Annotated in this window: 25 protein-coding genes, 1 tRNA gene and 2 pseudogenes; 16 read left to right on the forward strand and 12 right to left on the reverse strand. The window is 65.9% G+C overall.

The features are described 5' to 3' along the window. Nucleotides 1–213 precede the first annotated feature (213 nt). Both G6N50_RS26610 and G6N50_RS26615 read right to left on the reverse strand, forming a co-directional pair. Nucleotides 214–1,560 (reverse strand): DUF2254 domain-containing protein, encoded by a 1,347-nt coding sequence (locus tag G6N50_RS26610; RefSeq protein WP_083098004.1) that lies wholly within the window; start codon nucleotides 1,558–1,560, stop codon nucleotides 214–216. Beyond that, a complete protein-coding gene (locus G6N50_RS26615; RefSeq protein ID WP_142275695.1) occupies nucleotides 1,560–1,892 on the reverse strand; it encodes a hypothetical protein in 333 nt (110 codons plus the stop codon). The genes G6N50_RS26610 and G6N50_RS26615 overlap by 1 nt, the downstream gene beginning before the upstream one ends. Here G6N50_RS26615 and G6N50_RS26620 point away from each other — a divergent pair. Beyond that, nucleotides 1,866–2,354: a DUF6611 family protein gene (locus G6N50_RS26620; protein ID WP_083098007.1), complete on the forward strand. Its 489-nt coding sequence runs from the start codon at nucleotides 1,866–1,868 to the stop codon at nucleotides 2,352–2,354. The genes G6N50_RS26615 and G6N50_RS26620 overlap by 27 nt on opposite strands. 99 nt (nucleotides 2,355–2,453) lie before the next feature. On the opposite strand, the gene kdpA is transcribed toward G6N50_RS26620, so the two are convergent. Further along, nucleotides 2,454–4,106, reverse strand: coding sequence for a potassium-transporting ATPase subunit KdpA (kdpA, locus tag G6N50_RS26625; protein ID WP_083098008.1), 1,653 nt, complete (start codon nucleotides 4,104–4,106; stop codon nucleotides 2,454–2,456). Nucleotides 4,107–4,665: 559 nt separating this feature from the next. On the opposite strand from kdpA, the gene G6N50_RS26630 reads away from it, so the two are divergent. Together G6N50_RS26630 and G6N50_RS30180 are read left to right on the forward strand one after the other, a co-directional pair. Next, on the forward strand, nucleotides 4,666–5,457 hold the full coding sequence (locus G6N50_RS26630) for an SDR family NAD(P)-dependent oxidoreductase (protein ID WP_197748040.1): 792 nt from the start codon (nucleotides 4,666–4,668) through the stop codon (nucleotides 5,455–5,457). Between the two features lie 15 nt (nucleotides 5,458–5,472). Next, on the forward strand, nucleotides 5,473–5,559 hold the full coding sequence (locus tag G6N50_RS30180; protein WP_372510011.1) for a 50S ribosomal protein bL37: 87 nt from the start codon (nucleotides 5,473–5,475) through the stop codon (nucleotides 5,557–5,559). 3 nt (nucleotides 5,560–5,562) lie between these two features. Here the strand turns inward: G6N50_RS30180 and G6N50_RS26635 are convergent, their stop codons facing one another. The 3 genes and pseudogenes from G6N50_RS26635 to G6N50_RS26645 form a co-directional block, all read right to left on the reverse strand. Then, nucleotides 5,563–7,083 carry a sensor histidine kinase gene (locus G6N50_RS26635; protein WP_083098013.1) on the reverse strand — a complete coding sequence of 507 codons (1,521 nt, stop codon included), beginning with the start codon at nucleotides 7,081–7,083 and terminating at the stop codon, nucleotides 5,563–5,565. Further along, on the reverse strand, nucleotides 7,080–7,853 hold the full coding sequence (locus G6N50_RS26640; RefSeq protein WP_083098015.1) for a response regulator transcription factor: 774 nt from the start codon (nucleotides 7,851–7,853) through the stop codon (nucleotides 7,080–7,082). Before G6N50_RS26640 ends, G6N50_RS26635 begins: the two co-directional genes overlap by 4 nt. Nucleotides 7,854–7,951: 98 nt before the next feature. After that, nucleotides 7,952–9,245, reverse strand: a pseudogene (locus G6N50_RS26645) (IS3 family transposase). A gap of 672 nt (nucleotides 9,246–9,917) precedes the next feature. Here G6N50_RS26645 and G6N50_RS29620 point away from each other — a divergent pair. Then, nucleotides 9,918–10,135 (forward strand): annotated as a pseudogene (locus G6N50_RS29620) (PPE domain-containing protein); the annotation flags it as partial. A gap of 230 nt (nucleotides 10,136–10,365) precedes the next feature. Here the strand turns inward: G6N50_RS29620 and G6N50_RS26655 are convergent. The 5 genes from G6N50_RS26655 to G6N50_RS26675 all read right to left on the reverse strand — a co-directional run bounded on the left by G6N50_RS26655 (nucleotide 10,366) and on the right by G6N50_RS26675 (nucleotide 14,340). Further along, a complete protein-coding gene (locus G6N50_RS26655; RefSeq protein WP_067128747.1) occupies nucleotides 10,366–10,650 on the reverse strand; it encodes a WXG100 family type VII secretion target in 285 nt (94 codons plus the stop codon). Between the two features lie 44 nt (nucleotides 10,651–10,694). Continuing rightward, nucleotides 10,695–10,991 (reverse strand): WXG100 family type VII secretion target, encoded by a 297-nt coding sequence (locus tag G6N50_RS26660; RefSeq protein ID WP_007771418.1) that lies wholly within the window; start codon nucleotides 10,989–10,991, stop codon nucleotides 10,695–10,697. Between the two features lie 158 nt (nucleotides 10,992–11,149). After that, nucleotides 11,150–12,328, reverse strand: a complete 1,179-nt coding sequence (locus G6N50_RS26665; RefSeq protein WP_083100257.1) for a PPE family protein, SVP subgroup — start codon at nucleotides 12,326–12,328, stop codon at nucleotides 11,150–11,152. 58 nt (nucleotides 12,329–12,386) lie between these two features. Beyond that, on the reverse strand, nucleotides 12,387–13,292 hold the full coding sequence (locus G6N50_RS26670) for a PPE family protein, SVP subgroup (protein ID WP_083100259.1): 906 nt from the start codon (nucleotides 13,290–13,292) through the stop codon (nucleotides 12,387–12,389). Nucleotides 13,293–14,028: 736 nt separating this feature from the next. Continuing rightward, a complete protein-coding gene (locus tag G6N50_RS26675) occupies nucleotides 14,029–14,340 on the reverse strand; it encodes a DUF732 domain-containing protein (RefSeq protein WP_158086125.1) in 312 nt (103 codons plus the stop codon). A 205-nt stretch (nucleotides 14,341–14,545) separates the two neighbouring features. On the opposite strand from G6N50_RS26675, the gene G6N50_RS26680 reads away from it, so the two are divergent. Both G6N50_RS26680 and G6N50_RS26685 read left to right on the forward strand, forming a co-directional pair. After that, the gene (locus G6N50_RS26680; protein WP_083100262.1) at nucleotides 14,546–15,769 is read left to right on the forward strand and encodes a methyltransferase; all 1,224 of its coding nucleotides are present in this window, start codon (nucleotides 14,546–14,548) and stop codon (nucleotides 15,767–15,769) included. 31 nt (nucleotides 15,770–15,800) lie between these two features. After that, nucleotides 15,801–15,877: transfer RNA gene (locus G6N50_RS26685), tRNA-Leu, on the forward strand. A gap of 269 nt (nucleotides 15,878–16,146) precedes the next feature. On the opposite strand, the gene G6N50_RS26690 is transcribed toward G6N50_RS26685, so the two are convergent. Continuing rightward, nucleotides 16,147–17,325: a serine/threonine-protein kinase gene (locus tag G6N50_RS26690; RefSeq protein ID WP_163650900.1), complete on the reverse strand. Its 1,179-nt coding sequence runs from the start codon at nucleotides 17,323–17,325 to the stop codon at nucleotides 16,147–16,149. A 90-nt stretch (nucleotides 17,326–17,415) separates the two neighbouring features. Here G6N50_RS26690 and G6N50_RS29815 point away from each other — a divergent pair, with 90 nt between their 5' ends. From G6N50_RS29815 to G6N50_RS26735, 10 genes are all read left to right on the forward strand, one after another. Continuing rightward, complete coding sequence (locus G6N50_RS29815) at nucleotides 17,416–17,541, forward strand: hypothetical protein (RefSeq protein WP_264028815.1); 126 nt, start codon at nucleotides 17,416–17,418, stop codon at nucleotides 17,539–17,541. Nucleotides 17,542–17,676: 135 nt separating this feature from the next. Then, nucleotides 17,677–18,474, forward strand: coding sequence for a hypothetical protein (locus tag G6N50_RS26695; RefSeq protein ID WP_083099891.1), 798 nt, complete (start codon nucleotides 17,677–17,679; stop codon nucleotides 18,472–18,474). A gap of 122 nt (nucleotides 18,475–18,596) precedes the next feature. Further along, nucleotides 18,597–19,352, forward strand: coding sequence for a dienelactone hydrolase family protein (locus tag G6N50_RS26700; protein ID WP_083099890.1), 756 nt, complete (start codon nucleotides 18,597–18,599; stop codon nucleotides 19,350–19,352). A gap of 9 nt (nucleotides 19,353–19,361) precedes the next feature. Beyond that, the gene (locus G6N50_RS26705; RefSeq protein ID WP_083099888.1) at nucleotides 19,362–19,634 is read left to right on the forward strand and encodes a DUF6295 family protein; all 273 of its coding nucleotides are present in this window, start codon (nucleotides 19,362–19,364) and stop codon (nucleotides 19,632–19,634) included. A 7-nt stretch (nucleotides 19,635–19,641) separates the two neighbouring features. Beyond that, nucleotides 19,642–20,412 carry a DUF427 domain-containing protein gene (locus G6N50_RS26710; RefSeq protein WP_083099887.1) on the forward strand — a complete coding sequence of 257 codons (771 nt, stop codon included), beginning with the start codon at nucleotides 19,642–19,644 and terminating at the stop codon, nucleotides 20,410–20,412. Between the two features lie 389 nt (nucleotides 20,413–20,801). After that, nucleotides 20,802–21,920, forward strand: coding sequence for a WD40 repeat domain-containing protein (locus G6N50_RS26715; RefSeq protein ID WP_179970070.1), 1,119 nt, complete (start codon nucleotides 20,802–20,804; stop codon nucleotides 21,918–21,920). A 222-nt stretch (nucleotides 21,921–22,142) separates the two neighbouring features. Continuing rightward, complete coding sequence (locus G6N50_RS26720) at nucleotides 22,143–23,774, forward strand: long-chain fatty acid--CoA ligase (RefSeq protein WP_083099883.1); 1,632 nt, start codon at nucleotides 22,143–22,145, stop codon at nucleotides 23,772–23,774. Nucleotides 23,775–23,825: 51 nt separating this feature from the next. After that, nucleotides 23,826–24,299, forward strand: coding sequence for an SRPBCC family protein (locus G6N50_RS26725; RefSeq protein ID WP_083099882.1), 474 nt, complete (start codon nucleotides 23,826–23,828; stop codon nucleotides 24,297–24,299). 25 nt (nucleotides 24,300–24,324) lie between these two features. Beyond that, on the forward strand, nucleotides 24,325–25,215 hold the full coding sequence (locus G6N50_RS26730) for a class II glutamine amidotransferase (protein WP_083099880.1): 891 nt from the start codon (nucleotides 24,325–24,327) through the stop codon (nucleotides 25,213–25,215). A gap of 24 nt (nucleotides 25,216–25,239) precedes the next feature. Then, nucleotides 25,240–26,109, forward strand: a complete 870-nt coding sequence (locus tag G6N50_RS26735; protein ID WP_083099896.1) for a patatin-like phospholipase family protein — start codon at nucleotides 25,240–25,242, stop codon at nucleotides 26,107–26,109. The last annotated feature ends 1 nt before the right edge of the window (nucleotide 26,110 follow it).

A 26,110-nucleotide genomic window follows, 5' to 3' on the forward strand; every position in this document is an offset into this window, starting at 1 on the left:
CAAGGTCAGCTTGAAATTAGTTGGGAGGTATTGGATAGGGCCTTTGGTTGACACTTTCCTAACGCCACCGCAGTGCACCTTTACGTTTTCTTTACGTACGTCCGTTCTAACCCGCCGCCTTTGCTCAGGTTGCCCCGCACCTCATCAGCGCCAACTCCTTTTCTGCTCTATGACCAACCCCGACAAGGACTTTGAGAGCGATGGGGAACAGACCTACTCGTTCAGCCGTTCGTAAACGGTCCGTAATGCGCCGTATCGCCGCTCCACGTCGGCACGATCGGACTCGTCGGGAACCGATTCGCGGTTCGCACGCTCGATCATGCCCGCTTGGTCCATCAAAACTCGCGCGCGTTGTGGGTCGGTCGTTTGTTCCATGATCGTTGTGAGCGTGTCGAGCTGGCGGATCATCACCGCCGGCATCCCGCGACCGGCCTGGCGGATCTTCTCAAAAGACCGCTGCACTAGCCGCTCGTAGCTGACCTGATCGGAGATGACGCGGATGAAGCCACGCTGATCGCGATGAACTTGGGTGGGAGACCATACCGGTGCGATCTTGCACAGGCAGTCGCCGAGCCAGTCGATGCACGTCAACGCAGTGAAAGTGTCGTTGACGGCGGGGGAGAGCGCCCGGATGGCGATCTCCACCAGCTGGTCGACACCGAATGCGACATCCTGTGTGAGGGTGCGGTGCGGTCCGGTCGCCTGAGCGCGGGCGAGGTAGTCGGCCACCTGCTCGGCGGCGGCGGGGGGCCACACACTCGCCAGTTCACGGCCTTCGACGAGGAAGTGGCCGGGACGATAGGGCAGCCGGATCACAGCGTCGGCTTCGGTAGCGATGCGGACCAGCGTGGGATGGCGGATGAATTGCAGGTAGCCGCTTTTGGGCGTGCGGATGACACCGCCGGAACTCTCGATTCTGGTAAGCAACTCCTTGAGCGAGGGGCCCTGCGCAGGTCTGCGCGTCGAGGATCGCGGCTGGTCCTCGCTTTGCGCTGCCACCGCCTGGGCCAAATCTTTGGCGATGCCGGCGATCACCTGCGGGAGCTGAATCTGCGTCGCGATGTGGTGAATGAAGTAGATCAGCACAGCCAGGTCAATCAGCACCAGACCGAACGCTGTTGTGATCGAGATGTGTGGGACGAATTCGCCTCGATCACCGGGTCCGATCGATACGAGTACCACAATGCAGTACACGAACGTCGCCACGAAGGCTCCCAGCGTGAGCTGGGTGCCGCGGTCGCGGATGAAGTTGCGCAGCATCCGGGGACCAAACTGTGTTGACGCCAGCGTCAAGGTCACGATGGTGATGGAAAAGACGATGCCTACGACGGTGATCACGGAAGCCGCAATCGAGGTGAGGATTTGGCGCGCCGCGTCGGCGGTGCCGCTGATCACGAACGAAGGAGGCCGAAACCGGCCGTAGTAAGCGGCTCGGTCAAACCACAACGTTAGGCCGAAAAGTCCGAGCGCCCCAACGATTACGATCGCCGGGACCAGCCACAGATTGGTGCGCAGCGCTTCGCGCCGCCACTGTGGCCACACCATGCTGAGGCGTGGCATCACATCAGTGCGGCCGCCCACCAAATGAACACCGTAGCGCTCGCCATCACGGCGGATATATAACTGACCGGCACCGGCAATTGCAAGTGGTCGTACTCACCGAATTCGATCCGGGCCCGCCGGGTCGTGCCGAAGGTCGAAAAGGATCCGTAAACATTGGTTCCTCGGGCGTAGCGATGCTGTTCGGATCGCAGCGGCGGCCGTTGACTTCGGCGTAGACCGAAATCATGCGTGAGCCTCAAAGCGGAACCGTTGAACGGGTAGTTGCCCCGCCCGCTCAGGCGCCAATTTCTGGGCCGGGCTGGTTGTCGCGCCTGTTCGACGGCGCTCATCCCTGGGGATCGTACGAGGCCACGGTCAGCCGGTACGGTGTTCGCCGCTACAGCCTGATCATCTACCCGCCCGGAGCCAGCACCACTGATCGGTGGCTGGCACGGCTGTGGCGTGGTTGGCCGATAACAGGAGCCGCGCTGTTGCTGCTGGGCGTCGTGATGTCTGACAGCGCGGTGGCCTCACCCGGTACTGTGCTGACGGCCGCGGCGTCCGCCTACCTGGGTATCAGCATGCTCCTCTTCTTCCGGGCCGGAAGCTTGCGAGCGAGGTCGCTGTCGATCATCCTCATGCCCAACACCGCCGACGTGCAGGAGTTGCGCAGGTACACCGAATGGCGAACGTTGGTCGACATGCTGATCAAGGCTGACCGCATGCTGACGATTCGTGCCATCTCACCGGTCGAGCATGAGGCCATATGGTGGGATGCCTACGAGCGTCTGGAGGCGATCCAGCTTGCCTGATGCGCTGCCGCCGATTCCGGAGGCAGCCGCCGCGCAGCGGCGGTCATGCTGACTGTCCACTGCTGGGGTGGCAGGGACATCGTTACGCGCGCTGACCGCCTATCTCGGCAGCGCGTCAGCCGCCGGTCCGAGTGCCAGCGCGGGCAGGTATTCGAGCCCGACGATGAGCAGAGTCGCACCGGCGATGAGGAGAACGAACGTCGGGCTGTGGGTGCGCAGCGTTCCCGCGGTGATGACACCGGGCCGCTGGGCCGCGAATGTACCAGCGATCGCGAGTACGGCGATGATCGGCAGGAACCGTCCTATCACCATCGCGAGGGCGAGCGCGATGTTGTACCACGTTGTGTTGCCGGACAATCCGGCGAAGGCACTGCCGTTGTTGGCCGCGGCACTGGTGAATGCGTAGAGCACTTCGGAGAGGCCGTGGGACCCGGTGTTGAGCATGGCGGCGCGTTCACCAGGAAGCGCCACGGCCACCGCGGTGCCGATGAGGACCGCCGCGGGGAGCGCCAGAATGTAGAGGCTGACGAGCTTCATGTGGCGGGCATGGAGCCGCTGCTTGAGGTATTCCGGTGTCCGTCCGATCATCAGCCCGCCGAGGAAGACCGCGAGGAGCGTCATCATCAGCAGGCCGTAGAGCCCGCTGCCCGCTCCGCCGGGCGCGACTTCGCCAAGCATCATGTTCAGCATCAGCACCGCTCCGCCGACGCTGGCGTAGCTGTCGTACGAGGAGTTTGCGGCGCCGTCCGCACTGGCGGTTGCGGCCTGACCGAAGATGGCGCTGCCCGGCACCCCGAAGCGGGTTTCGGTGCCGTCGGTCGGGGCTCCCACGGCGTGGACCACGGTGCCGTTCGCAATGAGATCCGACGCGGTTAGTGCCGCGGTGCCGATCACGAACAAGATTGCGGCTGCGGCAAATAGCGCCCAGCCCTGTTTCCTGTCGCCGACCATCACCCCAAAGGTTCGGATGAATGCGACCGGAATCACCAGCATCGCAACGATTTCTACGATGTTCGTGAGCGGCGTTGGGTTCTCGAAAGGATGGGCGCTGTTCACGTTGAAGGCGCCGCCGCCGTCCCCGGACATCAGCTTGATCGATTCCCATGTGGCCACGGGGCCGCCCAGAATAGGCTGCCGCCCGCCGGCAATGGTTGTGATGTCCTGCGCCGCATGAAAATTGTTGACCACCCCGAGCGCGAGCAGGATCAGTGTGACGACGATCGAGAGCGGAATGAGGATGCGCACCACCGTTCGCACCAGGTCGACCCAGAAGTTTCCGATCTCCTCGCTTCGGTACTGCGAAAGACCCCGGATCAGCGCCGCGGCGACGCACATTCCGACCGCGCAGCTGGCGAACGCCTGAACACCTAGTCCGGTCAGCAGCCCTACCTGCCCGAGTGTGGTTTCGCCGGGGTAGTTCTGCCAACTGGTGTTGGTGACGAACGAGATTGAGGTGTTGAAGGCCAGCGCGGGCGTCATACCGCTGCGTCCCCACGGCTCTGGTAATCGCGTCTGTGCCAGGAGGAGCGCGTACAGGAAGAGCACACTGACGGCGGAGAAGGCCAGCACCGATGTGCCGTATTTCGTCCAGCGCTGCTTGTCGCCGGGTTGAGCGCCTATCAGCCGGTAGACCACCTTCTCGAGGCGCCAATGCCGTGCGTCGGAATAGACGCCGGCCATGTAGCCGCCGAGAGGCACGTGCAGCGTCACGACCAAGACGGCAACCGCGGCTACCTGTAGCCAAGCCGCCATTGACCACTGATGCGGATCGTTGATGGGGCTGCTCCCTTAATCCAGACCCGACCTTTCGGACGCGAAGTTACGGCGCGTATGGCTGCGAGGTGCCGGCAGTTACGCAATCCCTACGCCATAGGCGCCTTCGTTGACGCAATATTGATCGCCCTGCCTCCCCGGGGTCAAGGGAAGAGCGCCAGTGCGACGTGGCAAGGCTCGCCGTAAGAAATTCGTCAAGGAAATCGGTCATCTCGTGAGAAAGTCGTAAGTCGCACTGTCGGCAACGGTCCCGTCTGCTGTCATGGATCGCATGACCCGCACCACCGTTGTCGCCATCGCAGTGCCTTCTGCGTTGGAGCGTTACGGTGCGGGCTGGGATGACGAACCCCCATATCGTCGCCGAATCAGCCGCTGAGCCAAGCGCTTGCGCTTGACGGCCATGGCCGCTTGTTGTTCGTCCCCGTTCCCAGTAATTCGATCGCGCACTCGTCGTCCCGTCATATTGCGCGATGTCTGCAGTCGTACCTTCTAGTTTACGAAAGTTATTATGTCCGAACCTATTTCAACCTCACCAGCCGTGCTCATCACAGGCGCCACACACGGCATCGGTTACGCAACGGCCCGCCGGTTCGTCGATTCAGGGGCGACGGTATATCTGCATGCCCCGGACCGCGACAGCGGTGAGAAGGCGATGACACGCCTGGTGAAAGGCGGCGCAGAACCGCTGCGCCTATACCTGGTCGTCGCCGACTTCACCCGCCTGGCAGAGGTCGCCGCACTGGCCGACAGGCTCGCGGCGACACTGCCGGCGCTGGATGTGTTGGTCAACAACGCCGCGATTGCCGCACCTGAGCGACGCACCCACACCCAAGACGGCACAGAGCTGACATTTCAGGTGAACTACCTCGCGCCATACCTGCTGACCACGAAACTAATGTCCCGGCTGGCGAGCGCGGGCGGAAGAGTTGTCAACGTGTCCTCGGTGATGCACCGCGGTGGAAACATCAAGTGGAAGAACCTGGCCGGAGAACACTACTGGCCGCTTGCGGCCTACGCGCAATCGAAGCTTGCGCTGACGATGCACACCAAGTCGTTGGCCGAGGCCAGCGGTGCTTCGTTCACGGCCCTCAGTGTTCATCCCGGGGTATTCGAGACTGGGCTGTTGCGCATCTACGGCCGCGTCGGCCGACCGGCCGAGGAGGCCGCCCCCATCCTGACCACGCTGGCGTCGCGCGCGTATTCGGTGGTCGACGGCGGCTACTACGACGGTCTGAGCCCGGCGAAGGCGTCAGCGCTCGCGGAAAACTCCCGCGCGCGTAGACGATTGGAACAACTCAGCGCCGACCTCATTGAGTCAGCGCTGCACTAGAAAAGGAGGAAGGTGATGTCAAAGCGAGCCGACAAGAAGCGCGCCCGGAAGAAGAAAAAAGCCAACCACGGAAAGCGGCCGGCCTCGGGCAAGCTCAACTGACGATCAGGCGCCATCGGCTCCGATCAGCGGCAGCCGCACCCGGAAAACCGTGCTGCCCTCGGTGGATTCCGCGGTGACGGAACCATGATGTGCCTTGACGATCGAATCGACGATGGCCAGACCCAATCCGTTGCCCGAGCCGTTGGATCTCGACTTGTCCGCCCGAACGAACCGTTCGAACAAAATGGGCAGAAGGTCGGCGTCGATGCCCGGACCGTCGTCGGCGACGGTTAATTCCGCGTAAGGTGCCTCGGGACCGCCACGGCGACAGGTGATTCCGGTCGTCACCGTGACCCCCGGCGGGGTGTGCACGCGGGCATTGTTGAGCAGATTGCTGACCAGTTGATGTAGCCGGGCGTGGTCGCCGCGCACCCATACCGGTCCGTCGGGCAGGTCTTTGACCCAGTGGTGCGTCGATGCGGCCACCGTCGCGTCATTCACGGCGTTGCTGACCACCTCGGCCAGGTCGACGTCCTCGGACTGCAGGTCCTGGCCCTCGCCCAGGCGGGACAGCAGGAGCAACTCGTCGACGAGCGAGGCCATCCGCCGGGCCTCGGACTCGATGCGGGCCAGCGCGTATTCGGTGGTCGGCGGCAGCGCCGAACTGTCCTGGCGGGTGAGCTCGGCGTAGCCCTGGATCGCCGCCAGCGGTGTGCGCAGCTCGTGGCTGGCATCGGTGATGAACTCGCGCATCCGCAGATCGGACTCGACCCGATGCGCCAGCGCGCTATCGACGTTGTCCAGCAAGCGGTTCAGCGCGTGCCCGACGATCCCGACCTCGTTCTGCGTGTTGGTGTCCTGCGGCGGTACCCGGACACTGATCCGGTGGTCGTCGTCAGCCAGCGGCATCGCGGCGACGTCGGCGGCGATGGCCGCCAGCCGGCGCAGCGGGCGAAGCGTGTACCCGACCACCCACACGGTGAGCCCGGCGGTGAGCACCAGCGCCGCCGCGGTGAGCACGATGGTGGTCAGCTGTTTGCGGGCGATGATCCGGTCGGCGAGGTTCTGCGACACCCCGACCACGAGGACGTCGGACCCGTTGACGGTGCTGTCGACGCGGTAGGGCCCCAGCCGGCCGAGTATTTCGGTGCGCGGCGGTCCGTCCCGCCACGATTGCGCCTGCAGGTCGCGGACGACGTCGGCCGGCGCGGGCTTCGGTTCGTCTTCGGAGAACACCGCCGACCCGATCACGGTGCCGTTGTGCAGGACGGCGACGAGGTTTCCCGGCGTCTGCCCGGTGAACTCCAGCATTGCCTGAGCGATTGGCGGGGTGCCGGGGCGCGGCGAAACGTGTTCGCCGTTGCGGTATTTGGTGTACTGGTGGCTGAACGCGTCCAGGGACTCTGCCACATCGGCGTCGCTCATGGCGTTGACGTAGCCGCGCAGGCTCAGCACCAATACGATTCCGACTGTCACCAGTACGCCGCTGACCACGGCCAGCACGCCCAACAACAGCTGGCGGCGCAGCGAGCGCGGAAACCACCGGGGAAAAGTCCCCGCCGAGGCGCCGCGGTCTCGCGTCATTCCGCCGGCCGCAGCATGTACCCCACCCCGCGGACGGTATGAATCATCGGTTCCCGCCCGGAGTCGATCTTCTTTCGCAGGTACGAGATGTAGAGATCCACGATGCTGGTGCGACCGGCGAAGTCGTAATTCCAGACGCGGTCCAAGATCTCGGTGCGGCTGAGCGCGCGACGGGGATTGCGCATGAGGAAGCGCAGCAATTCGAATTCGGTGGAGGACAGCGATATCGGGTCGCCGGCGCGGGTGACCTCGCGGCTGGCGTTGTCGACCTTGAGGTCGCCGACTTTGAGGGTTTCGTTGGTCGGCGTGGGCTGCTGGCCGGAGCGGCGCAACAACCCGCGCAGCCGGGCGACCAGTTCCTCGAGACTGAACGGTTTGGTCATGTAGTCGTCGGCGCCCGCGGTCAGACCGGTCACCCGGTCCATGACCGAGTCCCGCGCGGTGAGGAAGAGCGTGGGGGTGTACGCCTCGGATTGGCGGACCCGTTCCAGGATTCGCAGCCCGTCCACGTCGGGAAGCATGATGTCGAGGACGAGGACGTCGGGGTTGGCGCGCTCGAACTTGGCCATGGCCTCGCGCCCGTTGTGGGCGATGTCGACAACCCAGCCCTCATAGTGCAGCGCCATTTTCACCAGATTGGTCAGCGCCGGCTCGTCGTCGACCAGCAAAACCCTGATGGGTGATCCGTCGGCACGGTAGATCCTGGGCAGCTGTCCCAGGATGGCTTGGCGTGGGCGCTGCGCGCCTGTGTATCCCGACATCGCGGTCATGTTCCTACATTCTGGCAAACACATACCGGATTGTCACAGAGTTCATAGAATTCTCAAATGTAGGCGTGTTCGCCAGATCACCTGAAGCATCCCGGGTTTCATGCACCCTCGGGGTTCTGTGAGCCGGCCGGTTGGTCGGTCACGTGTTGGGAATAGTACTGGGCTTCGGCTTCGGCGGGTGGGACTCGGCCGAGGCGGTGCATGAGGCGCTGCTGGTTGTACCAGGCGACGTAGTCGGCGGTGATGTACTCGACGTCACCGACCGTGGTGAGCGGCCCGCGACGGAACGGGGAATCAGGCCGGATGCACTCAGTCTTGTAGAGTCCGATCGTGGTCTCGGCCAGAGCATTGTCATAGGCATCGCCGACACTGCCGACCGAGGGTCGGATGCCCGAAAGGGCAAGTGTTTCACCGAATCTCACGCTGGTGTACTGCGATCCTGCGTCGCTGTGGTGGATGGCGTCCTCGATCGGGTGACCCTGACGCGACCGCAATGCGACGGCCTGACGGATCGCCGATTCGACGAACTGGGTCTGCTTGGAGGCGCAGGCCTCCCATCCCACGATCGCCCCGGCGTAGGCGTCGATGACGAATGCGACGTAGACGAACACCCCCGTGACGAGCTTGACGTAGGTGAAGTCCGCAACGAGCAGCTGGTTGGGTGCGCCCACCCCGAACTGGCGATCCACCAGATCCGGTGGCCTCACCGCCGCCGGGTCGGCGATCGTGGTGCGCACGGCCTTCTGGCGGCGTACGCCCTGCCACCCGTTTCGGCGCATCAGGCGTTCCACCGTGGACTTCGCCACCGGGATGCCTTTGCGCTGCAGATGTGCCCACATCTTCACCGACCCGTACAGCGACTCAGCTTGCGCCGGCCGTGCTCATCGGGTTCGTAGTAGCCGGCCAAGACCTCGCTGATGGTGGCGTCCCACAGGGCTCGCTTCGACGGTGCCCGCTTGACCCAGGCGTAGAAGGTGCGTGGGGCGATCGGCACACCGTGCTCGGTGAGCACGCGGCAGATCGGAGCGACCCCGAAGCGGTGCCTGTGTTTGGCGATGAACTCGCAGACCGAACTGGTCAGCGGCGGTTGCGCGGGTCGCTCTCCCGCACGAAGAAAGACGTTGCCGCCTTGAGGATTTCGATCGTCTGCTCGAGCTCGGCGTTGCGCCGCTTGAGGGCGCGGATCTCAGCGGCCGCCGCCGAGGAGACACCGTCACGATCACCGTCGTCGACCTGCTGCTGACGGATCCAACTACGCAGCGTCTCGGCCGTCATCCCCAACCGCTTGGACACCGCCGTGATCGCCGCCCACTCACTTGGGTAGTCAGCACGGTGCTCCAACACCAGACGGACCGCCTTGGCCCGCGTCTGCGGGTCGTACTTGCTCGGCATGACATGCACCTTCCCAAGGAAGGAGGTGCGCATCAAACGCGGGATGGTTCAACCTCTGATGCGATTCAAATATGAGTTTCATATGTGCTGAGTGGGTCGATTTGAGGCAAGTCGAAATTTGAAAAATACTGGTATGCAGTGTTGTTGGTTGGAAAGCCGTTAGTCATCCAGAGACTAGGGTCTCCGAATCTACGGTACAAGAACAGAATTCGTTGAATTCACACAAGCTGCAGTGCAGCGAGCGCCGTCCGTGCTCCATACGTACGCACGGCGGCGGGGGACGACGAGGTCCCGATTTCCATTACCTGCAAGTTACGTATTACGAGTAGTGGTTGATTGACCTGGTTTTCGTATTACCGCCGGTGGGTGCAAGACCCGAAGGGCTGACTGCAACGCCCGACCCGATGCGCGGCGACATCCCGGAGCTTACGACGGCAGGCTTGCGCACACCGCGAATCATGATCCCCGCGTAGTGCCGGTGTTCGCGGCCGTCGAATGGACGCCGACCGGTGTCGCGAATGGTTGGGCCGCACCCGCCGGCTCCGTTTGCACAGCCCGCAACGCGGGGCCGCACCACCTTCGGGACGCCAGCCGTTCGCCGCGGCCGCGCCGGTCACCGCCAGCCACCCCGTCCCGTCGCGTTAGCAAACTCCGGTAGCGGGCAGGCAAGCCATGGATTTCGGCGCGTTGCCCCGGAGGTCAACTCCGGTCGGATGTATCTGGGGCCGGGGCCTGGCTCGCTACTGGCCGCCGCGGCGGCCTGGGACGCCCTGGCCGCTGAGCTGAGTGCCGCCGCGGGCGGCTACGAATCGGTGATCACGACCCTGACAAACGAGTGGCTGGGCCCGACATCGATGGCGATGGCGGCCGCGGTCGCGCCGTATGTGGCCGGGATCGGTGGGCGCCGTGCCGTCGCAGGCAATTTCAACCGGCATGTCCAAGCTGCCGCTGGGCGCGATGGTCGGCCGCGAGTCCGACGGTGCGGTTCACCGAATCGGCCTGCGCCCCTGGCTGTTCCGCGTTCACCGGCGGCCGGCTAGCCCGCGCCGGAGAACATTCGCCCATCGAAAAACGGGGCCGCACACCGATCGGTGTGCGGCCCCGGTATCGAGACGCGGTGTCAGGCCCAGCTGGACCCGACGGCGCTGTCAGTGCTGGCCATGTTGCTGCCCGCGGACTGCACCTTCTGTCCGTGGGCGTTGGCCTGCTCGTAGATGACCTGGAAGTTGCGACCCAACTGGGTGATGAACTCCTGGCAGGCCACCGAACCCGCACCGCCCCAGAAGTCGCCGGCAGCAAGCACATCGCGAACGATGGCCTGGTGCTCAGCTTCCAAGGACGCGGCCTGGGCGCGGATCAACGCACCGTGGGCGTCTACATCGCCGAACTGGTAGTTAATGCTCATTTGCTTAGCTCCTTAAAAGTGTCGGGCAGCAGCCGGTTTGACTGTTAGCTGCCGAGGATCTGCTGCGAGGCCTGCTCTTGCTGCTCGTAGTTGTTCGCGTCGCGAATCAGTCCGTCGCGCACTCCGTGGAGCATGTTGACGATGTTGCGGAAGGCCTGGTTGACCTGACCCATGGTGTCGTACGAGGTGGCCTGGGCCTGACCGCTCCAGCCCGAGCCGGCGATGTTCATCGACGACGCCCACATCTTGCGAGCCTCGTCCTCAACGGTCTGGGCGTGCACCTCGAAGCGCCCCGCCATCGCCCGCATCTCGTGCGGGTCGGTCATAAAACGTGTCGCCATGTCGACTGTCTCCTATCTTGAAGCTTCAGTTCGCCGAAGTCTTAACAGTTGTAATTGATGCGGTGGTGGCCGCGTTGTAAAGAGATTACGGCCTACCGGTTAATTGCTCGCCTCAAATGGGTGACATGCACCCCCCTTTTCCCATATCAGCGGACCTCCTAGACGACGACCTGCTTGGGCATCACGATCGGCTTGAAGCCGTACCGCGGGCCGGACCCGTAGGCGCCGGCACCCTTTGCCGCCGCCGCCATTCCGGGCATGCCGGGCATCGCGGTGACGGGCTCGGCCTCGGAGGCGACGGTCCAGCCCGAGCCCTCGAGCGGGGCGGCGGCCGAAGCCAACTGCGTCGCCGGCGCGGCCGCGGACCAACCGGGGGGCACCGACAGACGGCCGACCATGGACGCCTGGCCGGCGGCCGCCGTTGTCGCCGCGCCCAGGCCGCTTCCCGGCGCCACCGAGCCCACCATGGTGCCTTCGGTGATGCCGGCGACGCCGGCGGGCGCCACGTCGCCAACGGCGATCGCCGGCACGGCGCCCAGGGTGTGGCCCAGCGACACCGCCGTCGGAATGGTGTTCATGGTGAACCAGGCCGCGGTGTTGACGGCGCCGTTGATGCCGTTGAACACGGCCGGCGTGCCGAGGAAATTGTCGATCGAGCCCAGAATGCCAGGGAACGTGTTCGCCCCCCAGGGGGGTGCGGCGGTCAAAACCGCCGCATTGGAGACGGGGGCGAGTAGCGCTTGGGCCGTGCCGCTGGTCGTGCCACCGGCGAGGGCGGCGTTGTCCACGGTCGCGGCGGCCGCCGGGTCGGTGGTCGACGTCAGCGGCGTCACCGGGGTCAGCGTCCCGGCCGCCGTTGAGGCCGCCTGATACGCGGCCATGGCGGCGGCGTCCTGGGCCCAATACTCGGCGTACAGGGTGTCCAGCGCCACGATCGCGGGCGTGTTCTGGCCCAGCACATTGGACGCGACGAGCGCCGCCTGCGTGGCCCTGTTCGTGGCAATCACCGGTGGCGGCACCACCGCAGCGAACACCGCCTCGAAAGCGGCCGCCGACGCTGTGGCCTGCGCACTCGCCTGCTCCAGCGTCGCCGCCGTCTCGGTCAGGTAGGTGACGATGGGCTGGGCCGCCGCGGCCGCCGCCACCGACCCGCCGCCCGTCCACTGCTCGCTGGTCAGCAGCGCGATGATCGACTCCCACTGGGTGGCCGTCGTGCTCACCTCGGCGGCCAGGTTGGCGTACGCCGTCGCGGCCGCCATCAGGGGCGCGGCGCCCGCACCGGAGTAGATGAGCGAGGAGGTGATCTCCGGGGGTATTGCCGCAAAACTTAGAACCATTTTTGTCCCGCTCCTTATTTGTCTGTTCGAATTCGAAGTCTGTGACCGTGACCGCTGCTTAGACGGCGGTCGGTTTCGGCATGACGATCGGCTTGACGCCGTAGCGCGGAGCGCCGAAGCCGGCGCTGCTGCGGCCGGCCGAGGCCATCCCGGGCATGCCGGGGACGACCGAGCCCGCGCCGGCCTGCGGCGCCGCGGCGGTCCAGCCCGCTGTTTGGATCGCGCTGACGGGCGTGACGACCGGGGCGGGCGCGCCGGCCCAGCTCGGCGGCACCGCCAGGTTGCTGACCATGGTCGCGGAACCCATTGAGGCCACCGGCAGTGCGCTGACGCCGCCCATGCCGGTCATGCCGCCGGCCGCGGCGGTGGCGCCGAGCCCGGGCGAGGCGGCGACGTCCGCGGCCAATCCGGCGCCAGCGGCATCGCCGGACGTGTCGAGCAGACCACCACCGGCGAGTCCGATCAGGTCGGACCCCGCCGAGGCCCAGTTGCCACCACCGATGTTCAAGATGTTGGCACCGTTGCTCGAGAGGCCGAAGAGCCCGCCGAGCATGTTCGGGTTGGTGCCGTTGCCTGTGCTACCGAGCAGGTATGCAAGCCAGTCGAGCGGACTGCCTGAAGTAGTGGTCGCAGCTGTGCCAAGCGGGCTGGCGCTGAGATTCGACAGCACGGCCTGACTCGCGTTGACGGCCTCGGTGTCGCCGTAGGCGTTGGAGCTGATGCCCAGGGTGCTCGCATACTGCTCGAGCTGCGCCTGCGCCTGGGCGGCGACGGCCTGATACTGGGTGCCGTAGGTCGAGAAGATTGCCGCCTGCTGGGCCGAGACCGGATCGGCCGCCGCGGGAGCGATCACGGTGGTAGCCGACGCGGCGCCCGCATTCTGCGCCGCCAGGTTAGTGTTGATCCCGCTGAGCAACTGCTCCGCGGCTAACATCTCTTCGGTTTGTGTTGTCAGAAATGACATCCGTTGCTCCTAGTGTTGGAACGGACCGACCCCCTGCGATAAGCCGGCCTGTGTGTTCACGCCACGTCCCCTGTGCGTTGGGGAAAAGGCTAGCTATCCACCGACTCCACGTTCCCGCCGAAAAGGCACACGTGACAGCCGTTTACGGCTTCTTAACGCCGAGTGTCGTAGTTTTAACAAGCTCCTGTCGGGCGATACCGTGATGTCATCTGAAATCGGGTGGCGTATCAGGAGATCGCGCGTGGCGCGCGGATACTAGTCGACGCACGTTCGCGCCGCACGTTAGACATTTGGCTAATTGCGGGCGGGTGGCCGTGCCGGCGGGCGGCCGTCGCGCGCCAGGCCCCGATGACCCGACCGGCGATGGCGAAACGGAGCCAAATCCCCAAGCGCCGCTTGACGTTCGAGCTTCGGCGCGAAGTTGCGGGTGCGTCTGATCGACGTGGGTTGCGGTTCCGGCGACGCCCGGCTAGGGCCGGTGTCGCGCAAACTGGTCTGAGCTTCCGGCGGCTGCCTGAGTAGCGTGCCGTGCGGCCTGCTGTGATGCACACCACGGGATGGCCGTCGCGGATCGCCGGTATTTGCTCCCGGCGATTAAGTGGCATTGCTCCAGGTGTCAGGTAGCAAACTTGCGAGCGGCCGGGAGGGGTTAGGGGATCTTGCTCCCGAACCCCGGGCAGTTAAGTGGGTCGTCACAGCACCCCGGCGATGGTGCCGCTGCCACTGGCGGCGGCTCCTACAGTTTGCTGCGGTTTTGCGGGCAGTACGCCGCAACCGCCGCGCCCACGATGATGTTGGCGCCGCCGCTGCTCAACCCGACCGACTTCTTCACATCGCTGATGGTCTGGGCCGCCGTGTCCCCGCCATCGAAGTCCGTACACACGGCATGCCCCACATTGATCATCGTTTGATCGGCGCCATCCGCCCAGCTGAGGCCGCGCAAATGCAGCGTTTGCAGGTACTGGTCATCCGCGGGGTCGGCAGTCGCGACCGGCGCGGCGACGATGCCGACGACACCAACCACCACGACAGCGACCGGGCCGGCCAAAAGTGCCGTCTTTTTCACTCGTCGACTCCTCCGTGGCGGTTCGGGCGCGCAGGAATCGAATCCTAATTGTGTCCGGCAAATCTGTCTCGACGAGCTAACCAGCGGTTTTCTTGACGCCCGGATACCGGCGGAGGCTTGTAAGTTTGTCGCGACCACCCAAGGCATGCCGGGAAGGCCCGCCAGTTGCGAAGGAGCCAGCGCCGAAGTGACCGAGGATCCGCGCGGGGACGGTGTCTCCCGCCAATACGATCGGTGGGAATATCCGCCCCCGGTGGCTGACCTCGCGGCCTGGAGCGAAACTCATTGGGATTGGTTTGACCCGTTCTGGGCCCACCGGGTGTTGTGGCCGGACCGGGAGTACAAGCCGGACCTCGACATCCTGATCGCGGGTTGCGGCACCTTTCAGGCCGCCCTCTTCGCCTTTAAGAACCGCGGCGCCAAGGTGGTGGGGATCGACGTCAGCGGCAATGCCCTGAATCACCAGAGGCAGCTGAAGGACAAGCACGGGCTGGGGAATTTGGAGCTGCACCTGCTGCCGATCGAAGAGGCGTCGGCGCTCGGGCGCGACTTCGACCTCATCGTCTCCAGCGGCGTCCTGCACCACCTGGCCGATCCGCTGGCCGGGCTGACGGCGCTGGGCCAATGCCTGCGCAGCGAGGGGGTCCTGGCGGTCATGCTCTACGCGAAGTACGGCCGGATCGGCGTCGAAATGCTCGAGTCGGTGTTTCGCGACCTCAAGCTGTCGCAGGACGAGGCCTCGGTTCAGTTGGTCAAAGAGGCGGTCGCGGTGCTGCCGGCCGACCATCCGGTGCGCAGCTATCTGAAAGCGGCGCGCGACCTCGTCTCCGACGGCGCCCTGGTCGATACGTTCCTGCACAGTCGCGCGCGGAGCTACACCGTCGCGGAATGCCTGGACCTGGTCGCCGCGGCCGGACTCGCGTTCCAGGGATGGTTTCACAAGACGCCGTACTACTCGCACGACATGCTCACGCCGGTGAGCGGCTTTCAATCGGCGTTGAACCAATTGCCCGACGCCGAACTGTGGTCGGTGATGGAACGCCTGCAGCCGGCCAACGCCACCCACTTCTTCCTGGCCTGCCGCCCGGAACGTCCCAAGGCGCAGTACACGATCGATTTCGCGTTGCCGGCCTCATTCGATTACGTACCGCTGCTGCGCACCGCGTGCCTGTTGTCCGGCGACGAAATCCGTTGGCCGGGCGGCAAACAGAAGCTCAACCCCGCGCAGCTGCCTTTCGTCCAGCACGTCGACGGCCGCCGCACCATCGCGGAGATCATCGAATGTGTGGCACGCGCGGGTGACGTCCCCGACGAGCACAGGGCCCTGCTGCAAGATTTCGGGCACAAGCTGTTCAGGGGCCTGTGGCGGTTGGACTTTTTGGCCATGGCGCTCAAAGGCCCTACCGGATAGCCGGCCCCCCGTCGGCTACATTCGCGACCGGGCCCCCATAGCCCAATTGGCAGAGGCAGCGGACTTAAAATCCGCCCAGTGTCGGTTCGAGTCCGACTGGGGGCACCAGGTTGGCCCGGTTCGGGCCGCATTCACCGCCCGCCGCTGCTGGTCAAACGTCCCGCTGCATGCTGAACGCGGCAGGTGCGCCGGACCGGCTCCCGGTGCGCCGCCAACCTCGAAAGGAGCGGCACCGCACGGGTTTTCGAGCATGGTGTGATGCTGAAAGGCTTTGGAGCGGAAGGGGATTGGATGATGATGCCTCGCTCGGGTCATCGACACCCGCAGGCGGGCGGGCCCACGCCTGCTCGTGTCCGGCCTGTTGTGCGAGCCCGGGCTTAGTCTCCCCGACCAGCGCCGTTGCCCTTGCCGTGTCCCTTACCTGGACCGTGCCCTGGTGGGGCCGGAGGCTGTTGTGCTGGCGGGGGTGGCGGCGGTGGGGCATTACTGACCGGAGCCGGCGACGGCGTGCTGGTGGTCGCCGGCTCAACGGGTGCGTGGGAGGACGACGCATCAAGCGCGAGTGCCAACGGGACGAGAATCAGTACCGCCAAGACCGCCAAAACGCCCAGCAACTTTCGCCTGCGGCTCGTCGGTGGGACCAGTGCCGGGACGAAAGTGTTTGTGGGCGAGCCGGGCACCGGCACCGTAAGCGGCTTTGTCGCCGGGTGCACCGGCGGGGCGACTTGCACGCCTGCGACCACGTCACGTCGGCCGTGCATCGCGGCGCGCATCTCGTCGGCGCTGCCAAACCGCTGCCCTTGGTCGTACGCCATCGCCCGTTCGATGACCATGATCAGCCGGGGATCGACGTCGGGCCTCAGCCCGGCGAGTGGCGGCGGCCGCCCGTGCAGAATGGCGCCGGCGAGCGCGGCCACGTTCTCCTGCGGGAACGGGCGGTGCCCGGCGAGCGCTTCATAACCCACGACGCCGACCGCATAGAGGTCATCGGCTACACAAGCAGGCGCACCGGCGATCCGCTCGGGGCTCAGATAAGCAATGGTGCCGAGGATCTGACCGGTCAGCGTGTTGGTCGCCTCCGGAAGCTTGGCAATCCCGAAGTCCGCAACCTTGAGGCTCTCGCCCCCCGCGGAAATCAGGATGTTTCCTGGTTTGATGTCGCGATGCAGGATGGCGGCGCGATGCGCCGCGCTCAGCGCGGCGAGGACATTGTCGAGCAGCGCCCGCACCCGCGCTTGCGACAGTGGGCCACGGGCCATCTCCTGAGCCAGGGTTTTCCCAGGCAACCGTTCCATCACGATGAACGGCCTGCCGTCCTGCTCACCCGTGTCGTAGACCGCGACGATATTCGGATGGTTGAGTGCGGCTGCAGCGTGCGCTTCGGCGTCAAAACGATTCCGCATGCCGCTTTGGGCGCACACTGCCGGGTGTAGCAGCTTGATTGCGATCGGCCGGCGAAGTCGGGTGTCCCACCCGTCGCGAACCTCGGCCATGCCGCCACTACCCAGCCTGCCGCGCACCTCATAGCGGCCGGCGAGCAACACCCGGGTGTCCATTCGCCCTGCTAACTCCGTGTCACTGCGGTCACAGTCGTGCCGAAGTCGGTTACCCGAACAGCGACCGCTCAAAACTCGCACACGCCCGCCGTGGAGCGCGACGACGCCAGGCCGGGGGACAGGCAGCGTGTGCAGGACTTCGGGCTGACGCTGTTCCGGTCGCTGTGGCTTCTGGATTTTCTGGCGATGGCGCTGAACACCGCGCCGTCCGTCTAGTGCACGGAATCGGTTGCAACATAATGCTTTTGACAAACATGATGCGGTGCCGTCCTCGGCCATCGCCCGCGTGGACCAATACTTTGGCCCCGCCGCCGACGGGCCCGAAAATCGTCATCCATACACTCACCCAGCATGGGCATGCTGTTCGGCCTCGCGCCGTGGATCGTGTATTGGGTACTCGTCGGTAACGTTCCGTTCCCCGCGGCCGTCCTGGTCGCGCTGGTGATCGCCGCCGCCAGCCTGGGCGTGGGGGGCGTGGTGGGCCGGAAGTGGCAATTCTTTGACTTTGCCTCCGCCGCAGTGCTTTTGGTCCTCGCCGTGCTGGCCTTCACGCTCAGTGAATCGTTCCTCGAGCGGTGGATACTGCCGCTGAGCAACGCGGGGATCTTCCTGGTGACGCTGATCGGGATGCTGGTCGGCAAGCCCTTCATAGCCGAGTTCGCCGCGGCGGAACAAGCCGCCGACGTCGTCAAGACCGATCTGTTCCGCCGGGTCGTCACGATCCTGAGCTGGCTTTGGGTCGCGACGTTCGCCGGGATGACGGTGTCGTCGGCGATCCCGCCGATCCTGGCCGGCCCCGCCGGGACGACCGCCGCCCTGATGCTGGACACGAAGACCCCGCTGTCGTTCCTCTGCTACTGGATCATCCCCTTCGGCCTGCTGGGGCTCGCGGCGGTGGCCTCGCGACTGCTGCCCGACCGCATGCTGGTCGGCATCGACGACGTCGCGCGGGAAACCTCGTTCGTCGCCTACGACGAAGCCACCATCGATGAGCTCTACTTCCTGGCCACCGAGCACGCCAACCGCGAGGTCGGTCCGGGCAAGGAGGCCTACGCTGTCAAGGTGGGCGGGATGGGAACTCCGTTGACCGGAGACGAGTCCCGAAAGTCGTGGCCCTCGACGTACAAGGTGCGCGACAAGCGGCGCTGAACCCGCACCGCGGTTCGGCTACGTTGGTTCTCGGCGGAGCGGCCCCGGACCTGCCGCAGGCGCTCCGCATCCGGTTGCGGCCACAACGGGAATGCCCACCGGAGCGGAGAACAGGAGTCGCGATGAACCCACCCAGCGCCGACGCCATACGCGCGGAAACCATCACCATCACCGGCCACGGCGGCGACGAGATCGAGGCCTACCAGGCCGTGCCGCTCGCGCAGGGCTCGCGGGGCGGCGTCGTGTGGATCCACCACATGCCCGGATACGACCGGGAGACCAAGGAATTCGTCCGCCGGATCGCCGTCAGCGGCTACAACGCCGTGGCGCCCAACCTGTACTCGCGGGAAGCCCCGGGTGCGGCGCCCGACGACGCGGCCGCCGCGGCGCGGGCCGCCGGCGGGGTGCCCGACGAGCGATTGGTCGGTGACGTCGCGGGCGCGGTGGAGCACCTGCGTAAGTTGGCCGGCGCCAACGGCAAATTCGGCGTCATCGGTCACTGCTCGGGCGGACGGCACGCCTACCTCGCGGCCTGCTCGCTGCCGTTCGACGCGGCGGTGGACTGCTACGGCGCCTTCATCGTCGAGGACCCGCCCGAGGGCATGCCCAAGTCCATGAAGCCGATTCTGGACCTGGCATCCAACCTGAGCTGCCCGCTGTTGGGCCTGTTCGGTCTCGACGACCGGTTTCCGGCGCCCCCCGCGGTGGCCACCCTGGACGCCGAGCTCACCAAGCTGAACAAGCCGCACGAGTTCCACTCCTACGAGGGCGCGGGCCATTCGTTCTTCTCCGTCGACCGCCCGGCGTACCGGCCGGAGGCCGCGGTGGACGGCTGGCAGCGCATCGACGAGTTCTTCACCACCTACCTGAAAGGCTAGGCACCGGCTATGTGCACCTATCTCACCGAACACGTCGATATCGACGGCAGCGGCAAGGGCGCGACGGGATGGTTCGGCGCCAACCGCGCGACGGTGTACGTCGACCATCCCGTCCATGCCCCCTACGGCCACACGGTCAACATCGACGTGATCAACCCGCAGCTCGGCCCGTCGGCACGGGTGGCTCTGGAATTGACCGAAGAAAGCGCGCTCGCGCTCGCCGACGCCATCCGCAGGGCGATCGGTCACGCACCGGCCGGACTGGCCTCCAGACACCAGTAAATCAGCGATGACCGCCGAAACCGACTACCCTCAGATGGCCGCCGCGCGCGGCAGGATCGAGCCCGCCCCACGGCGGATCCGTGGTTATCTCGGCGATGCACTGGTCTTCGACACCACCGCCGCCCGGTACGTGTGGGAAGTCCCCTACTACCCCCAGTACTACATCCCGCTGGCCGACGTTCGTTCCGAGTCCCTGCACGACGAAAACCACGCCCAGAAGGTGCAATTCGGCCCGTCGCGGCTGCACTCCCTGGTGGGTGCCGGTCAGACGCATGTGTCGGCCGCGCGGGTATTCGACACCCACGGTGGCGGACCGTTGGCCGGGACGGTCAGGTTCGAGTGGAATGCGTTGCGCTGGTTCGAAGAAGACGAGCCGATCTACGGTCACCCGCGCAACCCGTATTCGCGCGTCGACGCCCTGCGCTCGCACCGGCACATCAGGGTTGAAATCGATGGAATTGCTTTGGCCGACACCGTTTGTCCCGTGCTGCTGTTTGAAACAGGTTTGCCGACAAGGTATTACATCGATCCGACCGATGTCGCGTTCGAACACCTGGAACCCAGCGCGACGCAGACGTTGTGTCCATACAAGGGAATAACGTCGGGCTATTGGTCGGTGCGCGTCGGTGACACCGTCCACCAGGACTTGGCGTGGACCTACCACTATCCACTTCCGGCGGTCGGCCAGATCGCCGGTCTGATCGCGTTCTACAACGAGAAACTCGACATCATCGTCGACGGGGTCGGGTTGGCGCGGCCACAGACGCATTTCAGCTAGCGCCGCGGCCGGTGTGATTTTTCCCTCGTCGACGCCTCAAACCTGAGAATTCTTAACTTAACTGGTGTTAGGCCGCTCACGTGGGCTGTTAGCGGCGCAGATGAAATCCGCCGGAAGCGGGTTTGCCTGTCTTTCGCTAGGGGTAAGCGAGTGCAGTACAGCGTGATTAAAAGTCTGAGCAGAACCTAAGTGCGCGGAGTGACGTAGCTAACGTCGAGCATTTCGAACCGCTGTTGGGCGATTTTTGGCCAGTAGACTACCGAAAACCAGTCTCGTCAGCGCCTTTCGGTGCTGAAGCCGGTGGAGCCGGAGGCCAATTGCCGTGTACGTATCGGCGGTCTCGCCACTTCGCCCACCAGAGCCGACAACACAGCAAAGGCGGTGCCAGCGTGAACGATGTGACGGGCCCTACGGCCGCGCACGACGATCGAGACGGCGAAGTCTTCGAGCTTGACGCCACCTCGGTGACTCGAGTCCCGTTGCACAACGGTCCGATCAGCGACATCGACATCAGCCCCGACGGGCGCCGGCTGGTGGTTACGAACTACGGCCGCAACGCGGTCTCGGTCATCGACGCCAACGCGTGCCGCGTCTCGAGCACCGTCACCGGGCTGGCCGAACCCTTCGCGATCGCCATGAGCAGTGCGGACGCCAATTATGCCTACGTCAGCACCGCGACCCCCGGCTACGACGCCATCGAAGTCATCGACGTCGTCACGAACTGGCGTATCGCCACACATCGGCTCGCGAACAGCGTGAGCGACCTGACGGTGAGCCCGGACGGGAAATACGTTTACGCCAGCCGAAACGCGGCTCGCGGGGCCGATGTGACGGTCCTGGACACCACCACCGGTGAACTCGAGGTCATCGACCTGGCGACCGCGCCGGGTGTCACCACCGCATGCGTGCGGATCAGCGCCGACGGGCGTCGTCTGTACGTCGGCATGAACGCGCCGACCGGCGGCAGCCTCGCCGTGATCGAGACCCGGACGCGGTCCGACGATCGTCGTGTCGGCGGCCGGTCGCGCATCGTCGGTGTCGTCGACATCGGCCTGCCCGTCCGCGATGTGGCGCCGAGCCACGACGGCGGCACGGTGTACGTGGCGAGCTGCGATCCGGTCGCGGGGGCAGTGTTCGACGTGGTCGACACCCGAGCCACCAAGATCGTCGTCACGCACAAGATTCCCGAGATCACCGGTCCGCTCACCCGGATGACGCTCAGCCGTGACGGCGAACGGGCCTACCTGGTCAGCGACGACCGCATCACGGTGCTGAGCACCGACACGCAGGATGTCGTCGGCGAGGTCGTGGTCTCCAGGCACCCGTCCTGCGTGGTGGAAAGCCCCGACGGCACCCACCTCTACATCGCCGACTACTCCGGCGTGGTCACCGCGGCGCGGATCGCCTCGACCGCACCACCGCAGACCCCCGTCGGCGCCACCGACCGGGACCTGTCGGTGGCCGGCTGGCTGCCCGAGCTCCCGGAGTGGGAGCTGGCCCTGGCCTAGTTGTAGGGCCGAGGCCCGCGTTCGGCTGGGCGACCAAAGCGACGCCGGCGGAACGGGATCCACGCCATCGATCCTCGGCCCGGCCGGGTGCTGTCACTCTCGCCGAATTCGGGCTTAGGGTGGAGGCGGCCTACGGCGTTGACGCGGTCGGCCGGAATGCGGGGGCACCGCATTTCGCGGATTGGCACAGACGTGCTGTGCCGAGATTGAGGCGGTACATCAATGGACGGCACGATGCAGGACTTTCCATTGACGATCACCGCGATCATGCGGCACGGCTGCACCGTGCACGGTGAACGCACCGTCACGACCGCCACCGGGGATGGCTACCGGCGCACGACCTATCGGGAACTGGGACAGCAGGCCGCGCAACTGGCCAACGGGCTGCGCGGGCTCGGCGTCACCGGTGACCAGCGGGTGGGCACGTTCATGTGGAACAACGCCGAACACCTCGTCGCGTACCTCGCCCTGCCGTCGATGGGCGCCGTCCTGCATACCCTCAACATCCGGCTGTTCCCCGAGCAGATCGCGTTTGTCGCCAACGAAGCCGAAGACCAGGTGGTGCTGGTCGACGCGTCACTGGTCAAACTGCTCGCGCCCGTGCTGCCCGACCTGGAGACCGTGCACACGGTGATCGTGGTCGGCGATGACGAAGACGCCCGAGTTCTGCATGAATCGGGCAAGACCGTGCTGCGTTACGCCGACGTCCTCGAGGGCGAGTCCACCAAGTTCGACTGGCCGCACATCGACGAGAACTCCGCGGCTGCGATGTGCTACACCAGCGGCACCACCGGAAACCCGAAAGGCGTGGTCTACAGCCACCGTTCGAGCTTCCTGCACACCATGGGCGCGTGTACGACCAACGGCATCGGCGTGGGCGCCACCGACGGCGTGCTGCCGATCGTGCCGATGTTTCACGCCAACGCCTGGGGTCTGCCGTACGCGGCGCTGATGGCGGGCGCCGACCTCGTGCTGCCCGACTGTCACCTGGACCCCGAGTCGCTAGTTCGGCTGGTCGAGGACCTGCGGCCCACCGTGACCGGGGCGGTGCCGACCATCTGGAACGGTGTCCTGCATTACCTCGAGGAGGACCCCGACCACGACATGTCGTCGCTGCGGCTGGTGGTCTGTGGCGGCTCGGCCGTGCCGGTGTCGCTGATGCGCACCTTCGAGGAAAAACACGGCGTCCAGATCCGCCAGCTGTGGGGCATGACGGAGACGTCGCCGCTGGCCACCATGGCGTGGCCCCCACCGGGCACCCCGGAGGACCAGCATTGGGCCTTCCGCGGCACGCAGGGGCAGCCGGTCTGCGGGGTCGAGATGCGCATCGTCGACGACGACGGTCAGGTGCTGCCCAACGACGGCAACGCCGTCGGTGAGGTCGAGGTGCGCGGACCCTGGATCGCCGGCTCCTACTACCTGGGCCGCGACGAATCGAAGTTCGACTCCGGCTGGCTGCGCACCGGGGACGTCGGCCGCATCGACGAGCGGGGATTCGTCACCCTGACCGACCGTGCTAAGGACGTCATCAAATCCGGTGGGGAATGGATCTCCTCGGTCGAGCTGGAGAACTTCTTGATCGGCCACCCGGAGGTGCTCGAGGCCGCCGTCGTCGGCGTACCCGACGAGCGGTGGGAGGAACGACCGCTGGCGGTCATCGTGCCCAAGCATTCGTCGGTGAGCGCCGAGGACCTGCGAAAGTTCCTCGCGGACAAGGTGGTTCGGTGGTGGCTACCCGAACGGTGGACTTTCGTCGATGAGATTCCGCGCACCAGCGTGGGCAAGTACGACAAGAAGGCCATCCGGGCGCGGTATGCCGAGCACGGCTATTGGGTGGTCGAAGCCCGGGACTGACCGAGCAAGACCGATGCAATTTGGCGCGCAGAGCTGAGAGGCTTTATCCCCGTGGCACATTCGCTCGTCGTCGATCAATCCGTCGTCACCCCGGTCGCGGTGCAGGATGCGTTCGGCCGCACCCTGCCGATTCCGCTTCCGACGCTGTTTCACCGCTGGTACGGACCGTTCCCGCCGATCGCGGAAGTCCGCGAGCAGACCGGCGCCTGGGACGCGGCGGGCCAAACCCGCATCGTGCACCTGGCCGGCGGCGCCAGCATGCGCGAGGAACTGACCAGCGTCGAGGAGCCCCGGTCATTCGGCTACCGGCTCTCCGAAATCACCGGCCCGATGGCGCTGCTGGTCGACCACATCATCGGCGAATGGATCTTCACGCCCGCCGCGGCCGGCACCGAGATCACCTGGCGCTGGGACATCCGCCCGAGGTCGGCGCTGACGGCCTGGATGCTGCCGCTGCTGGGCAGGATGTGGAAGGGCTACGCGCGGCGGGCGCTGCGTGACCTGTCGGCCCTGCTGATGGCCTGACCCGCAACCGCTAGCGTGGGAAGCCATGTGCCGACTCTTTGGCCTGCACGCCGGGCATCGCGCGTGCACCGCGACCTTTTGGCTGCTGGATGCGCCGGACAGCCTGTCCCAGCAGAGCAGGAGAAATCCGGACGGCACCGGCCTGGGCATCTTCGACGAACACGGCCGACCGCACCTGGACAAGGAGCCGATCGCGGCCTGGCAGGACGCGAAATTCGCGACCGAGGCGCATCAGATGACCGGCACGACCGTCATCGCCCATGTCCGCTACGCGACCACCGGATCGCTCGACGTCCGCAACACCCACCCGTTTCTGCAGGACGGGCGGATCTTCGCGCACAACGGTGTCCTCGAGGGATTGGACATCCTCGACGAGCGGCTGCGTGAGGTCGGCACCGACGATTTGGTGTTGGGCGACACCGACTCCGAACGCGTCTTCGCGTTGATCACCGCCTCGGTCCGGGCGCGCGACGGCGATATCACGGCCGGCCTCGTCGACGCCGTGCGATGGCTCGCCGAGCACGTCCCGATCTATGCGGTCAACGTGCTGCTGAGCACGGCCACCGACATGTGGGCGCTGCGCTACCCGGCCACCCACGAGCTCTACATCCTGGACCGCTCCGATGTCGGGATCGCGCACGATCCCGAATTCGACTTGCGCACCTTGCGAATTCACGCGCGCTCCGAGCATCTGTACACCCGGCCGTCAGTGATCTTCGCCACCGAACGCATGGACGACGAGGCGCGCTGGCGCCTGCTTGAGCCCGGCGAACTGGTTCACGTCGACGCCGGGCTACGCGTCACCCGCAGTCTGGTGCTGCCCGACCCGCCCAAGCGTCTGCTGCGCCGCACGGATCTGAGCGCGCCGGTGCAGGACTCCCAGCACGCCCTGCCGAGCACCCGACGGCCGGCCTGACGCCGTTTGGCAGAGTTGGTGGGCGTGACAACCAAACGCGCCCTGGTGCTGGCTGGTGGAGGGATAGCGGGAATCGCCTGGGAGACAGGTATTCTGCGCGGTATCGCAGACGAGTCGCCGACCGCGGCCCGGCTGTTGGCCGAGTCGGACGTGCTGGTCGGGACCTCGGCAGGTTCGGCGGTGGCCGCGCAGCTCAGCAGCGGCCACTCCCTGGACGAGCTGTTCGACCGGCAGGTCTCCGCGTCATCCGCCGAGATCGATTCCGGAGTCGACATCGAGACCATCACCGAACTGTTTCTGACCGCCCTGGCGGAGCCGTACGAGGAGTCGCTGGACAGGACCCGGCAGCAGATGCAGCGGATCGGTGCCGTGGCGCTCGCGACCAAAACCGTTCCCGCGCCGGTGCGCCGCGACGTCATCGCGCGGCGGTTGCCGTCGCACGACTGGCCGGACCGGGAGCTGCGGCTCACCGCGATCGATGTCGCCACCGGCGAATTGACCGTTTTCGACCGCGACTCCGGCGTCGACCTCGTCGATGCCGTGGCCGCCAGTTGCGCGGTACCCGGGGCGTGGCCACCGGTGACGATCGCGGGCCGCCACTACATGGACGGCGGGGTCGCCAGTTCGGTCAATCTCGTGGTGGCCGCCGACTGCGATACGGCGGTGGTGCTGGTGCCCTCGGGCGTGGACACGCCGTCGCCGTTCGGTGCCGGGCCGGCCGCCGAGGTCTCGGCGTTCGCGGGCGCGGCGCTCGCCGTGTTCGCCGACGGCGATTCGTTGGCCGCCTTCGGGCCCAATGCGCTGGATCCGGGCTGTCGCATCCCGTCGGCGATGGCCGGCCGCGAGCAGGGCCGTCGCGAAGCCGCGGCCATCGCACGCTTCCTGGGCGTGTGAC

It is taken from the genome of Mycobacterium mantenii, assembly GCF_010731775.1.
Classification (GTDB): Bacteria; Actinomycetota; Actinomycetes; order Mycobacteriales; family Mycobacteriaceae; genus Mycobacterium; species Mycobacterium mantenii.

Excerpts from the sequence above, each read along its gene's own strand:
- G6N50_RS26610 (WP_083098004.1), bottom strand. The coding sequence starts at position 1,560 with ATGCCACGCCTCAGCATGGTGTGGCCACAGTGGCGGCGCGAAGCGCTG.
- G6N50_RS26615 (WP_142275695.1), bottom strand. The coding sequence starts at position 1,892 with ATGAGCGCCGTCGAACAGGCGCGACAACCAGCCCGGCCCAGAAATTGG.
- kdpA (WP_083098008.1), bottom strand. The coding sequence starts at position 4,106 with ATGGCGGCTTGGCTACAGGTAGCCGCGGTTGCCGTCTTGGTCGTGACG.
- G6N50_RS30180 (WP_372510011.1), top strand. The coding sequence starts at position 5,473 with ATGTCAAAGCGAGCCGACAAGAAGCGCGCCCGGAAGAAGAAAAAAGCC.
- G6N50_RS26635 (WP_083098013.1), bottom strand. The coding sequence starts at position 7,083 with ATGACGCGAGACCGCGGCGCCTCGGCGGGGACTTTTCCCCGGTGGTTT.
- G6N50_RS26640 (WP_083098015.1), bottom strand. The coding sequence starts at position 7,853 with ATGACCGCGATGTCGGGATACACAGGCGCGCAGCGCCCACGCCAAGCC.
- G6N50_RS26655 (WP_067128747.1), bottom strand. The coding sequence starts at position 10,650 with ATGAGCATTAACTACCAGTTCGGCGATGTAGACGCCCACGGTGCGTTG.
- G6N50_RS26660 (WP_007771418.1), bottom strand. The coding sequence starts at position 10,991 with ATGGCGACACGTTTTATGACCGACCCGCACGAGATGCGGGCGATGGCG.
- G6N50_RS26665 (WP_083100257.1), bottom strand. The coding sequence starts at position 12,328 with ATGGTTCTAAGTTTTGCGGCAATACCCCCGGAGATCACCTCCTCGCTC.
- G6N50_RS26670 (WP_083100259.1), bottom strand. The coding sequence starts at position 13,292 with ATGTCATTTCTGACAACACAAACCGAAGAGATGTTAGCCGCGGAGCAG.
- G6N50_RS26690 (WP_163650900.1), bottom strand. The coding sequence starts at position 17,325 with ATGGACACCCGGGTGTTGCTCGCCGGCCGCTATGAGGTGCGCGGCAGG.
- G6N50_RS26695 (WP_083099891.1), top strand. The coding sequence starts at position 17,677 with ATGGGCATGCTGTTCGGCCTCGCGCCGTGGATCGTGTATTGGGTACTC.
- G6N50_RS26700 (WP_083099890.1), top strand. The coding sequence starts at position 18,597 with ATGAACCCACCCAGCGCCGACGCCATACGCGCGGAAACCATCACCATC.
- G6N50_RS26705 (WP_083099888.1), top strand. The coding sequence starts at position 19,362 with ATGTGCACCTATCTCACCGAACACGTCGATATCGACGGCAGCGGCAAG.
- G6N50_RS26710 (WP_083099887.1), top strand. The coding sequence starts at position 19,642 with ATGACCGCCGAAACCGACTACCCTCAGATGGCCGCCGCGCGCGGCAGG.
- G6N50_RS26720 (WP_083099883.1), top strand. The coding sequence starts at position 22,143 with ATGGACGGCACGATGCAGGACTTTCCATTGACGATCACCGCGATCATG.
- G6N50_RS26730 (WP_083099880.1), top strand. The coding sequence starts at position 24,325 with ATGTGCCGACTCTTTGGCCTGCACGCCGGGCATCGCGCGTGCACCGCG.